This is a genomic window from Collinsella bouchesdurhonensis (assembly GCF_900155365.1).
Lineage (GTDB): Bacteria > Actinomycetota > Coriobacteriia > Coriobacteriales > Coriobacteriaceae > Collinsella > Collinsella bouchesdurhonensis.
In genome coordinates this window covers 171,320-183,425 of sequence record NZ_LT699742.1, presented here as the reverse complement: position 1 = coordinate 183,425, position 12,106 = coordinate 171,320, and the positions used below count along the sequence as shown (strand labels likewise).

General features: G+C 56.6%; 10 protein-coding genes. All 10 read right to left on the bottom strand.

Translation table 11 applies throughout. The features are described 5' to 3' along the window. Window positions 1-174: 174 nt before the first annotated feature. Window positions 175-1,416 (bottom strand): Nramp family divalent metal transporter, encoded by a 1,242-nt coding sequence (locus BQ9843_RS05770; protein WP_022387235.1) that lies wholly within the window; start codon window positions 1,414-1,416, stop codon window positions 175-177. After that, on the bottom strand, window positions 1,416-3,266 hold the full coding sequence (locus BQ9843_RS05765; protein WP_075844251.1) for a magnesium transporter: 1,851 nt from the start codon (window positions 3,264-3,266) through the stop codon (window positions 1,416-1,418). Before BQ9843_RS05765 ends, BQ9843_RS05770 begins: the two co-directional genes overlap by 1 nt. Before the next feature lie 392 nt (window positions 3,267-3,658). After that, window positions 3,659-4,930, bottom strand: a complete 1,272-nt coding sequence (locus tag BQ9843_RS05760) for a polysaccharide deacetylase family protein (RefSeq protein WP_230205616.1) — start codon at window positions 4,928-4,930, stop codon at window positions 3,659-3,661. A 363-nt stretch (window positions 4,931-5,293) separates the two neighbouring features. Then, window positions 5,294-6,682 (bottom strand): polysaccharide deacetylase family protein, encoded by a 1,389-nt coding sequence (locus tag BQ9843_RS05755; protein WP_075844249.1) that lies wholly within the window; start codon window positions 6,680-6,682, stop codon window positions 5,294-5,296. A gap of 40 nt (window positions 6,683-6,722) precedes the next feature. Next, a complete protein-coding gene (locus tag BQ9843_RS05750; protein WP_075844248.1) occupies window positions 6,723-7,484 on the bottom strand; it encodes a hypothetical protein in 762 nt (253 codons plus the stop codon). Further along, a complete protein-coding gene (locus BQ9843_RS05745) occupies window positions 7,485-7,874 on the bottom strand; it encodes a YtxH domain-containing protein (protein WP_075844247.1) in 390 nt (129 codons plus the stop codon). A 98-nt stretch (window positions 7,875-7,972) separates the two neighbouring features. Further along, window positions 7,973-8,623, bottom strand: coding sequence for a cyanophycin synthetase family protein (locus BQ9843_RS05740; RefSeq protein WP_075844246.1), 651 nt, complete (start codon window positions 8,621-8,623; stop codon window positions 7,973-7,975). A 12-nt stretch (window positions 8,624-8,635) separates the two neighbouring features. Continuing rightward, the gene (locus BQ9843_RS05735; RefSeq protein ID WP_075844245.1) at window positions 8,636-9,973 is read right to left on the bottom strand and encodes a hemolysin family protein; all 1,338 of its coding nucleotides are present in this window, start codon (window positions 9,971-9,973) and stop codon (window positions 8,636-8,638) included. Window positions 9,974-10,042: 69 nt separating this feature from the next. Then, the gene (gene trhA, locus BQ9843_RS05730) at window positions 10,043-10,726 is read right to left on the bottom strand and encodes a PAQR family membrane homeostasis protein TrhA (RefSeq protein ID WP_195906626.1); all 684 of its coding nucleotides are present in this window, start codon (window positions 10,724-10,726) and stop codon (window positions 10,043-10,045) included. A 158-nt stretch (window positions 10,727-10,884) separates the two neighbouring features. Beyond that, window positions 10,885-12,078, bottom strand: a complete 1,194-nt coding sequence (locus BQ9843_RS05725) for a DUF362 domain-containing protein (protein ID WP_075844244.1) — start codon at window positions 12,076-12,078, stop codon at window positions 10,885-10,887. Between the last annotated feature and the right edge of the window lie 28 nt (window positions 12,079-12,106).

The window sequence follows — 12,106 nt, the reverse complement described above, 5'->3', positions numbered from 1 at the left end:
CGTTTCTCAACTGGGTATTTTTTGCATCTTGTCTAGTATAAGAGAGAAGTGCAGATAACAACCTTATTATCGATAAACGTTGCGAAAGTCTCCGTAAGCATACGAAAATAGCAAAACGCGGCAGGGTATCCCCTGCCGCGTTGCATCAAACTTATGAATTCGAAAGCTCGCGCGTCAATATCCAAGTGCCTGGAGCACAAACATAACCACCGTGAGCACCGTAATAATGCCAATAGCCGCCCAGGTAAGAGCGTTCCATGCACGACCGTTGCGATAACGCCCCATGATGTGCTTGTCCTGTGCGATAAATACCAAAAATACCAGCACGACAGGAAGCAGCACGCCGTTGATCACCTGCGAGATCATCATAATCTGGAACAGGTCGACGCCCGGCAGCAGAACGAGCACCGCAGATACCGCGACGATACCGGTAATAAGACCTCGATAGACCGGCGCCTCCTCCCAGGTGCGGTCGGCACCGCGCTCCCAGCCAAATGCCTCGCAAATGGCGCTTGAGGTGACGCCCGGCAGCACGCATGCTGCAAGGAAGCTCGCAGCAACGAGGCCCGAAGCAAACAGTACCGTCGAAAACTCGCCGGCAATAGGCTCGAGGGCGAGCGCCGCGTCCGCCGCGTCGGCGATCTTGATGCCCGCCGGGAACAGCACGGTTCCCGTCGTGATGATGATGAACCAAGCAATGATGTCTGCTGTGACAGAACCGCTCACGGCATCGATGCGTTGAAGAGTCAAATCTTCCTCAGTAGCGTGCTTGTCAACAACATTGCTCTGCGCCAGAAAGATCATCCACGGGGCGATAGTGGTACCGATCGTTGCCACCACGAGCGAGACATACGAGGGATCACTCGAAACAGAAGGCACGACCGTCGCATAGGCAACCTCGCCCCAGTTGGGGCCAGCCATAAAGGCGGCCACCACATAGGCAATGAAGACGCAGCTCACCAACAGCAAAATCTTCTCGATGCGCTGAAAACTGCCCGACATGGTAAGCAGCCAGATAAGAAGGGCGACCAGCGGCACCGAGATACTCGCAGGAATACCAAATAGAGCAAGACCGCTCGCGATACCCGCGAACTCAGAAATGGTGACAGCGGTGTTTGCAATCAGCAGGGCGGCCATTGCGAGCACGCTCTTGCGCACGCCAAAGCGTTCGCGAATAAGGGATGCCAAACCCTTGCCGGTCACGCATCCGCAACGCGCGGCCGTCTCTTGCGTTACGATCAACAGAATCGTCATCACAGGAAGCATCCAAAGCATCTGGTAGCCATACGATGCGCCCGCGCTGGAATAGGTAGCGATACCGCCAGCATCATTGCCAGAAAGCGCCGCGAGCAGGCCTGGGCCCATAGCGCCCAGGATGGCCGCCAGCGTTAGTTTTTTCTTGGTCTCTTCGCGCATTACGCCCCCATGATGCTAACTATCGCCAGTACGGCAAGCGCAGAGAAAAGAACTGCTGAGATAAGCACCGAAGTAAGCTGCATCGCCGTGCCCGAAACGGCCTTATCGTGCTCATCGCACCAATACAGCACCTTGAGATAGATAACAGAGCTCATGGACGAAAGCAGCGTCACGAGTGCGGCAACGTTAAAGCACGAAATGAACAGCTGTGCCTTCCAGACCGTGATATCGGTGAACGCCGCGGTGGCAACAAGCTGGCCGCACAGATACACGACCAGGGCAAGGATTAAGCCAGTCACCGTGTTTTGCAGCCAGAACCACAGGTAGGGGCGTTTCTCGTCATCGCCGTCGTCGTTTTCGAGGAAGAAGTTCTTCACAAACGCAACCATACGCGTCGCAGCGAGAAGCACCACCGGCATCGCGCACATGGGGAAAATAAACAGCATCGAGTTATCGCAAAGGGTATTGAGCACCGAGGCCATGATGACGGAGCACACAGCCCACACCACAATCCAGTACTGGCGCTGCACAAACCACGCTATGGCATGCGAGGTCTCGCCCGTCGTGTTTTCACCACTGGCAGAAACACCGGCGATCTGCAGGTCTTCCTGGTGCTCCTCGGTCATGACGTCCATTGCATCGTCAACGGTGACGATGCCCAAGATGTGACGATTCTCATCGCAAACAGGAATGGCAGCAAGGTTGTACTTTGACATCTCCTCGGCTACTTCCTCCTGGTCGCGATCGGGCTCGACATAAACCACGTCGCGATAGGCAAGGTCGCGCAAAAGCTCATCCGACTCGGCAATCACCAAGGCGCGCATGGAAAGAACGCCGGAAAGAACACCGTCGGCATCGGTAGTGTACAGGTAGTAGACGCTCTCGAAGTCTTCATCCAAGCGCTTAAGGGCATTGACGGCATCGGCCACGGTGGCCGTTCCGGGAAGCGCCACGAACTCGGAGGTCATGATACGGCCGGCGGTATCGTCCTCGTAACCCAAAAGGGTTCGAATGGCCTTCTCCTCCTTGACGCCCATCAAGCGCAGAAGCTTTTCGGCCTTCTCGTAATCCAGCTCGTCAATCAAGGCGGCAGCGTCGTCCGGGTCCATCATGGCGAGCATCGAGGATGCATCGCGATCGGAAAGACCCTCGAGCATCTCGGCAACCAGCTCGTCGTCATCAAGCTCTGTAATGGCCTCGGCAGCCTGAGACGTATCGAGCTGTGCAAAAACCTGGCTGCGCAGGCGCGGGTCGAGCTGCTCGATAATGTCGGCGATATCTGCCGGGTGCAGCTCGCCAAGAGTCTTATGCGAAACGGAGAGCTTTATCTGCTGTGTACTGCGCTCCAGCAGATCCATATACGACCAGGCAATGATATCCTCGGGCAGCGGCTTGCCCAAGGCCTTTGCCACAGCAGAAACCGCGCGCTCGATGGCGGGATGCAATGCTCGCAGCAGTCCGCGAGCCCCCACTTCGGCGCCCAGCAAACGCAGCTGGTTTTCGCCCGAAGCGGAAAGCTTGATATCGTTTACGCGCACGACCTTCATGCCCTGCGTGTCCACGATCTGTTTGTTCATGATGTCGCGCGCCAACAGCACCTCATCGGGCTGCAAGTAGGAGAAGCGAATGTCGGTCGAGGGATATTTGAGATACACGCCGTCATCGTCAAAATGGTCGACGTATTTACGCCAAGAGATCATGAAGGGCGTCTTGGACGGGCCCTGGAAGGCCAACGACGTAACGCGTGGGAAGACCTCGCCCGTGGCGATGCCCAGGTCGTTGACGACACCCATTTTTTCACCCGTCGAGTCGATAACGGGCAGTTTGAGCATTTCGGAGAGATAGTTCATAGTGCTCCTATGCTTGTTCGGTCCTTACGGCGCAAAACGCCCAGGGAACGGATGATGCATATATGCAGCTGTCGGCCATACGCTAAAGTGCGGCGCAAGTCACCCCATGCGCGCGTCTTCTGTGCAGCCCAGCTACCAAAGAGCACTCGCAGGGGTTAGCTACTGTGTGGTCGGGGTTTAGATTTCACCTGTTGCCTTTCTTCTAACCCTACGATCAAATTCATGGCATGCCGCCAGGCACAAAAGGACCTTCGCCAAGAAGGACATTTCGCACCGGCAAAAGGCCATGAGCGCTCTAACTATAGCATCCAAAATGCACCGGGAAGCAACATTCTTTCATACAGACGTGCGCTATACCAAACGATAACGCGCGCATAACAAAACCCAGCTTGTTATTTTTCGGGCAAGACAGCATCTTTGGGCATCGAAACCGTCCCCTTCACCACGTCCTTAGGGAAACGGCCGTCTTTTGCCATGAGCTCCGAGACCGTAAGGAACGTATAGCCTTGCGCCTTGAGTTTATCGATGATATGGGGCAGCGCCTCGATATCCTGGGAACGGTCACCCCCGCCGTCGTGCATGAGCACGATAGACCCATTGAACGCATGGGAAAGGACCATATCGGTAATGGCAGCGGCGCCTGGGCGCTTCCAGTCCAGCGTATCGATGTTCCACAGCACGTTGCAGCTAATCAGATCTGCCGAGCGCGCCCATTCCGTATCCGTGAATGCTCCATAAGGTGCGCGAATCATCTGCTGGCGTTTGCCCGAAGCCTTCTCGAGAACATCAAATGCGCTCGTGATCTCGGAACGAAGATCATCTTTGCCCAGCGTTGGAAGATTTTGATGTTGATTAGTATGGCTTGCCAGCTCATGACCCCCGTCAAGCACGGCTTTTGTGAGAGAAGGGCTTTTGCCCGCCTGATTACCAAGGTTGTAGAAAGTGGCATGCACACCCTTTTGCGCCAGGATGTCGAGAATTTGCTGAGTATAGGACGAAGGACCATCGTCAAAAGTCAAGGCGATGTATTTACCGCCATCAGAAGGCTTGGGCGTGAGCGAAGCGATCTTCATATCGGTTGCCTCCTGCACCACTTCCTTATCCACCGTCTCGCCGGAAGTCTTACCGTGCCACACCTTCTTTTTCCCGGCTTTTCCCCATTGGGAGACAAACTGAATAGCCCCGCCCTTCTCCATCTGGATGCCGGGAGCCATCGTCACCGTCTCCTCGGAGTGCTCTTCTGTCGCATCCGCGCCATTGCCCACCGTGACGGTATTTCCATCCTCAAGTTTGAGCGAAGAGGCATCGGAGAGTTTGACCTCCCGGCCGTTCAAGCTCACCGCGCAGCGATCGCCCCCGCGCTCGTCAATCACGTTTCCACCCACCGAAAGCAGTTTGCCCGGCTGCGCATCAAAGTAGTTGTTGTCGGCTAGGTACTTGTCGAGCGACGTTCCGATGCGGACCTGTTTTGCCTGGTCATTTACTGTAATGTGCACGGGACGAAGAAACCACATCCAGCCCACTCCGGCGCCAATCAAGACCACAAGGACGCAAAGCACGACGAGGGGAATACGGCTGCGGTCGGTGTGACCGCCCGAGGAAACCGTAAACTTCGATTTCTTGAGAGAGGCAACGGCGCTTGCTTTCGAGCTACCAACGGGCAAGGGCACATGAAGCTTCGCCGGCCTAGAGGCGCCCGCATCTTTCCGATGCGTTTGCGTAGATTTGCCGGGAACGCCGTATACGCGAGCGGTGCCCGCCGCTTTATAGCGCCGGGGTTCATGGCCCGACGCATGCGGCCAAGACGGAGCCGCGGGTCCATGATGCATCTGCGGCTTCGCCTGAGGCGCCCCGCTCTTATCGGTATGCTTTTGTCCCCGAATATCCTGGGTCATGTTGCCTCGCCCTTACCATGTCAAACGCCCCATCATGCTTTTTTGGCATGAGTGTAGCAGCGCATAGGTTGGCACGACAGTTACAAATTCGTCATCTAACAGTACGGAAAGGCACCACACGATGCGGATGGTCTATTCGGTCGTCGCATCCGCATCATCATCGGACTGCGCAGGCAGCGCGGGAAGGGTGGCGCCCTCGGGCATCGATGCCTGCGACAGGTCGATTGCACCCTTGAGGTCTTTGTCGGTGGCAATCAGGTCGTCAAGCGTCACGAACGTATAACCATCTGCCAAAAGCTTATCGATAATCTGCGGCAGCGCCTCGACAGTCTGGGCCGACGTCTCATCGTTATCCGTCATGGACACGATGTTGCCATTCGAAACCGAGCCGGTAACGGTCTCGACAACGCTGTCGACACCCGGACGCAGCCAATCGCCCGAGTCAAAGCTCCAAGACACGGCAGCGCCCATCAGATCCATAGTCGTCGCCCACTGCTCTTCGCTCATGCGGCCATCGGCCGAACGAACAAGAGCCGTCTTGGTACCCGTTGCAGAACTCACTGCGTCGAGCCCCTTTGCCAAGGCATTGCGAAGCGAATCGCCCGTCTTGTCGCCCAATGAGGCATACAGGCCCACTTCACAACCAGCATCCGCGATAGCGCGCGCCTTGCCCGCATAGGTAGAAGCGTTATCCGAACTCAAGAAAAAGGTTGCGGTAACGCCTTTCTCTTTAAGAACCTCGAGAATCTGATCGGTATATTTGCTCGGCGCACTGTTAAAGGTAAGGGCCACGTACTTTCCGGACTTTGGTTTAACCGATGCGCAAGCCACCACGGCATTTACCGGCTTTTTCACCGCGCCACGGTCTTGCGTCTTGCCAGAAGTCTTACCGGTCCAAACCTCACTACGACCAGCCTCGCCCCAAGTTTTCACGTACTGGATGGCTCCCGACCCCTCAAAGGAAATGGTCGGTTGGATGGTGGTCGCCTTGATATCGTGCTCCTCGTACGTGTCGCGACCATTTGCGATGGTAAGTTTCTCGCCGCCAGTAAGCTTAATCGAAGAAAGCTTGCTGTTCTCGATCTGTTTCTTGCCCAGTTTGACCGAAATCTTCTCGCCGCCGCGCTTGGTGAGCACAGAATCGTCCACCGCCAGCAAATTGCCAGCGCGAACCTCGATGTTCTGGCTATCGATGAGCTGCTCGATCGTCGAATTGATACGCACTTGAACCGTCGAACCATTGAGCTCCACGTCGACCGTGCGATTGGTGTAGCCGATAACAGCGGCAACAAACAGCAGGAACGCACAGCCCACTGCAATAAATGCGTATGGGTTGCGCTTGTTGGGACGCATGTTGCGGCGTCGATTGCTGCGTCCAAATCCCTGTGTATGGTGCAGATACGTAGCCCCCGGCTTCTTAGCACGGCGACGTGCCGAAGACGGAAGCTGCTGACCTACGGGCGCATGCCGATAGGTGGGTCGTTTTTTATGCGTGGAGTAGGACGTGGTGTATTGAGGCAATGCGTATCCCCTCCCCTTCTTTCGCGATCCGCGATCGACGTTACTTTGCGCGCTTCTTTTTTGCCGGTGTGCCCGCTGCCTTCTTATATTCGGCTGCGAACGATTTAAACATGCCCTTGGTGCGGCCCAACTGTTTGCCCAATGCCTTCGAGCCCCGATCGAGGGCAACCGAGCCCTTGTCGTCCAGAACCTTTGCCCCCGCCTTGACCTTGGTAGACACAGCCACGCTCGCCTCGGCGGCATGCGCCGCAGCGCCGCCGGAGAAGCTAAGGTCGAGAACCTCGTCGGCCACAATCATCGCGCCGTCACGATACCCCTTGAGGTAAGACGCCGGCATCTGGATATCACCCAGAAGCGCACTCGAAGCCATACCGCCCGTAAGCTGGAAATGGTCAACCTCACCGGTCTTTGAATCAAAGGCGGCCTCTGCGCAATACCCAACGGACTTGCCCGATTTGGTACGCACGTCCATGCCTGTCCAAATAAGGCAACGATCGAGGTCGATACCCAGTCGCTTTGCAGCCGGCGCATCGAAATTCTCTTTTGTGTCGACCACGCACGGCACGCCTTCATACATCTCGAGGGCATCGAGGGGAACAAACTTATCGGGTTGTTTGACCATGCCCACGATATCGGGCAACTTGATCATAAAGCCAACAACGCGTGTCCCATTGGGCGTAAACACGGGAAAGTGCACCCTTCCGAGCTTTTTGGGCTCTTTGGGTGCACCGTTTTTATCCAGCCGTTTATCAGGTGCGGGAATGCGATAGATACGCTTTCCCTGGATATCAGCTACCAGCATTTATGCCTCGGAAGCTGCCTCGGTATCGACGGCGGGTTCATCCTCAACCGTCTCGACAACCACGTCGGCAGCAGGGGTCACCGTACCGCCGGCAATAGCATCGTTGAGCTGCTCGCGCAGCTGGTCCATGCGCTCACGAGCAAGATCGACCTTGGCGCGAAGCTCATCGGTCTTGGCGTCAACCATGGGGCCGAAATCGGTTGCGGCAGTACGAGCCTGGTCAACGCCCTGCTCGTAGGCGTCGCGGGCGTTATCCCACGCGTCGTTGGCAATATCGGCTGCCATCGCGCGCGTCTCGGCGCCAGAGCGCGGAGCGAGCATGATGCCGGCAATCGTGCCTGCGGCAGCACCGAAGAAAGCGCCCGCTGCGAAGTTAAATGCTTTACCCATGTCGTTTCCTCCCAAGGAGAGACTCCATCGAATGTTGTTCCATTATACCCACCTGTCGCTTGGGCGCGACAATGTGACCGATCGGCTATTAGCGACGCCTAGCCGAGAGGCGTTGGGTCCACGTCCTCATGCGAGGCGCAAGATCCCTCGGCAGCAGCCCCACCAAACACGGCGTCCACATGTGCAGAGGAGGCGTCCGGCGCAACTCCCTCGGTGTCGATAACCGCAGGGACCTCGCTTTCGTCCTTCGCCTCAGATGCATCCGGCTGCTCGCCACGCACAGTAAGAACCAAATTGCGAAGCGCCGCAACGGTGCCCGGGAAATCGGGGGCGGGGGCATTGCCATGCAAAAACGCCCAGTCCATCATGAATGTGGCAGACGAAAGAGCGCCGATCGTCAAAGTGTCGTCGGGGCAGGAAAGCTCAACCTCAAACGTGCGGTCCTCACCCGAAACGCGACGCGTACGGCCGCAGGAGATGTCACCGGCAAGACCGGTCTCGCGCATGATCTCGACACTCAGGTGCTCCAGCAGGTGGGCAACCTCGGTCTCATGCATGCAATCCTGAAACTCACGGCCTGCATCACCCAGGCACAAGTGATGGGCAATCTCGGGAGCAAGATAGTAGACGCGCGCAGTCGCCTCGATATCTTCCGAAGTCATGGTCGGCAAGCCCTCGTTCACGGCAATGCGCGCCGTAAGCTTCTCGGCGCCCACCATGATCTTCTCTATATTGAACAGCTCAGACATATGCCGCTCCTCCTACTCGTGCTCGGTAACTTGTGCTTCCTCATTTTGAGGAGCAGGCTCGTCAGGCGCAGGTGCTGTCACGCGAATCAGCGAGATGCGCTGACCGCGCATTGATTGAACTTTAAACTTGTACCCGCTAACTTCAAAGACCTCGCCGATATCCGGAACAGAATCGCACAGATCCAAAATCCATCCGGCAACCGTCTCGTAGTCGTCGCTCTCCTCGATAGGCCAGCCCAGGTCAACCGCGTCATCGCACGGAAAACGGCCATCCACCAGCCACTCGCGACGCGAAAGGCGCGTGAGGTACTTATTGTCCGGATCGAACTCGTCCTCGATCTCGCCCACAATCTCCTCGACGATATCCTCGATAGTGATGATGCCGGCGGTACCGCCGTATTCGTCCACCACCACAACAATCTGCTCGTGCGCGTTTTGCATCTCGGAAAGCAGCGGCAAGATATCTTTGGTATCGGGAACAAATGTCGCATCGCGCATGTATTTTTTAACGCGATCGTCCTCATCGCCTGACGTCATGGGCGCAAGAAGGTCCTTAATATGGGCGATACCCACCACGTTATCCTGATCCTCGTGGAAAATCGGAAGGCGGGAGAATCCCGTACGGCGCATAACCGCCATGACCTCTTCCACCTTGTCGGTATCCTCGCACATGGTGATATCGACACGCGGGACCATAACCTCGCGGGCAACCGAGTCGCCCAGGTCAAAAACCTCGTGGATGATGCGCTTTTCCTCATCGAGCAGCGTGTCCTGCTCGTTGATCATGTATTTGATTTCCTCTTCGGAGACGTTTTGGCGATCGTCGGCGCTCTTGATGCGCAGCAGGCGTGCGAGGCCGTCGGCGCAGGCTCCGGTGAGCCACACGGCAGGACGGGCGATCTTTTGGAAAACAGAGAGCGGTCCCACAACCTGCTTGGACACGCCCTCGGCGTTAGCAAGGCCAATGCGCTTGGGCACAAGCTCGCCGACAACAACCGAGATAAAAGATACAACGATAGTGATGAGCACCGGCGCAAGACCCCGCGCGATAGCGGTGAGCGGAGCGATGCCAAACCCGCTGAGCCAGTGTGCCAAAGGGTCGGAAAGACTCGTCGAGGCAACAGCCGAAGACGCAAAACCCACGAGCGTGATAGCAACCTGAATGGTCGCCAAGAATTCATCGGAATCAGCGGCGAGCTCTGCGGCCTTGGCAGCACGACGGTCGCCCTGCTCCGCCTCGTGCTCGAGCACCGTACGTTTTGCCGTGGTCAGCGCCATCTCGGACATCGAGAAGAAGCCGTTCACGATTGTAAGAAGCAGCGTGGTGATAATGCTGATGGTTATGTCCATAGGGACGGTTTCAAACCTCCAAGGGGGTGGGAACGGTAAACAGCAAACGGCAGTGAGCCGCAGGCGCTATCAGATCACGAAGAGGATCACCGCCATAAACTGGAAAATGCTGCCGGCAAGGACCCACAGGTGAAATACGCTGTGCATATAACGAATCTTCTTGGCAATGTAAAACGGAACGCCGATGGTGTAGCAAACGCCGCCAATGGCGAGCAGAGCCAGCGCGAGCGGCTCGAGCAAGCCAACCAACTGCGGCAGACGAAACGCCACGAGCCATCCCATGACCAGGTAGATCACGCCCGTGAGCCAGCGAGGCTGACGCTCGCGCATGATGGCCTCAAACGCAATTCCCGCAAATGCCAAGACCCACACGATAACGAAGAGCACGATACCGCCATCGTTCTCGAGTGTAATGAGGCAAAACGGCGTATAGCTGCCCGCGATGAGCAGGTAGATGCAGCTGTGATCGATAATGCGGAACACGCGCTTGGCAGCTCGCGGCTGAATAGCGTGGTACAGCGTCGATGCAAGATACTCGAGGATGATGGAGACGCCGTAAACGATGGCAGCAACCAACGAGGCCGGGTGCGCACCGCCCAAAGCGGCCTTGACGATCAAAAGCACCAAGCCGGCAATGCCCAGCAGGCATCCAACACCATGGGTGACGGAGTTCATGATCTCCTCGCCCAGGGTGTAGTGCGGAATCGCCGCGGTATCGGGCCGCGGCTTAGGACTGCCGCTTGTATCAGACATAGTAGATGCGTCCTCCAAGGAAATAGTTCTCAATACTATAGCAAACGGCAGGTAAACGCGCGAGTTCTACACGCATATCCTGCTGTTTTGCCACATAGCGCAAGATGGGGGATAGACGCATTTGCGCCCATCCCCCATCTGATGCCGGGCCAGTTTTACTATTTGACCTCGATGAGCTCATATTTGCTGGTACCGAGACCGATCTTTTCGGCGTGAGCGATGCAGGTACGCCAATCGGTATCGGGGTGCGCGATGCAGAAGGGATCACAAGCTTGATCACCGTGCAGGTGCTCGTGTTTATGCCCCATCTTCTCCGCGCTCTCAGTAAGCACGGTGTTAGGAAGCGGGGTCTGAGCCATTGCCGCGTCGGCACAAGCCTGGTCTATGGCCACGGGGTCGAAGCTCGCAAACATGCCGATGTCGTTAATGATCGGCGTATCGTTTTCAGGATGGCAGTCGCAGTTGGGGCTAATATCCATTGCAAGCGAAATATGGAAGCTCGGACGGTCCTGCACAATGGCCTGCGTATACTCGGCAATCTTGCAGTTGAGCACATCGGCGGCTGCACTGCAATCGGGACAAATCGCATCCTGATTGCACACGCCGATGCAGCGGCCGCAGCCCACGCAGCGATCATGGTCGATGGTTGCCACGTGAACCTCGCGGGTCTTTCCGCTTGCCGTGGTATGTTCGCGCACTTCGTCGAAACTAAAGGCGCCGTGCGCGCAGATCTTTTCACACGCGTGGCAGCCGATGCAGCGCTCGACATTGACACTGGGCTTGCCGGCAGCGTGCTGCTCCATCTTGCCCGCACGAGAGCCCCCTCCCATGCCGATGTTCTTCATAGCCCCACCGAAGCCAGCCTGCTCATGACCCTTAAAATGCGTAAGGCTAATCACGATATCGGCATCCATGAGCGCATGGCCGATCTTGGCCTCTTTTACGTATTCACCGTTCTTGACCGGCACAAGCGTCTCGTCGGTACCTTTGATACCATCTGCAATGATCACCTGGCAGCCGGTTGCATACGGCGTGAAGCCGTTTTGATATGCGGTGTCGATATGCTCAAGGGCGTTTTTGCGACTGCCCACGTACAGCGTATTGCAGTCGGTGAGGAAGGGCTTGCCACCCAACTCCTTGACGACGTCGGCAACGGCGCGCGCGTAGTTGGGACGCAAGAAGCTGAGGTTTCCCAGCTCGCCAAAGTGAATCTTGATGGCAACAAACTTATTCTCAAAATCAATCTGGTCGATTCCCGCGCGATACATCAGGCGCTTGAGTTTATCGAGCTGGCTTTCGCGGCCATAGGTGCGCAAGTTGGTGAAATAGACCTTGGCAGAATCGGTTGTCATGGCTGCCCCTCTTTTCTTGGTGTACGTA

Coding starts and splice junctions, on each gene's coding strand:
- BQ9843_RS05745 (WP_075844247.1), bottom strand. CDS start 7,874: ATGGGTAAAGCATTTAACTTCGCAGCGGGCGCTTTCTTCGGTGCTGCC.
- trhA (WP_195906626.1), bottom strand. CDS start 10,726: ATGTCTGATACAAGCGGCAGTCCTAAGCCGCGGCCCGATACCGCGGCG.
- BQ9843_RS05770 (WP_022387235.1), bottom strand. CDS start 1,416: ATGCGCGAAGAGACCAAGAAAAAACTAACGCTGGCGGCCATCCTGGGC.
- BQ9843_RS05765 (WP_075844251.1), bottom strand. CDS start 3,266: ATGAACTATCTCTCCGAAATGCTCAAACTGCCCGTTATCGACTCGACG.
- BQ9843_RS05735 (WP_075844245.1), bottom strand. CDS start 9,973: ATGGACATAACCATCAGCATTATCACCACGCTGCTTCTTACAATCGTG.
- BQ9843_RS05740 (WP_075844246.1), bottom strand. CDS start 8,623: ATGTCTGAGCTGTTCAATATAGAGAAGATCATGGTGGGCGCCGAGAAG.
- BQ9843_RS05750 (WP_075844248.1), bottom strand. CDS start 7,484: ATGCTGGTAGCTGATATCCAGGGAAAGCGTATCTATCGCATTCCCGCA.
- BQ9843_RS05725 (WP_075844244.1), bottom strand. CDS start 12,078: ATGACAACCGATTCTGCCAAGGTCTATTTCACCAACTTGCGCACCTAT.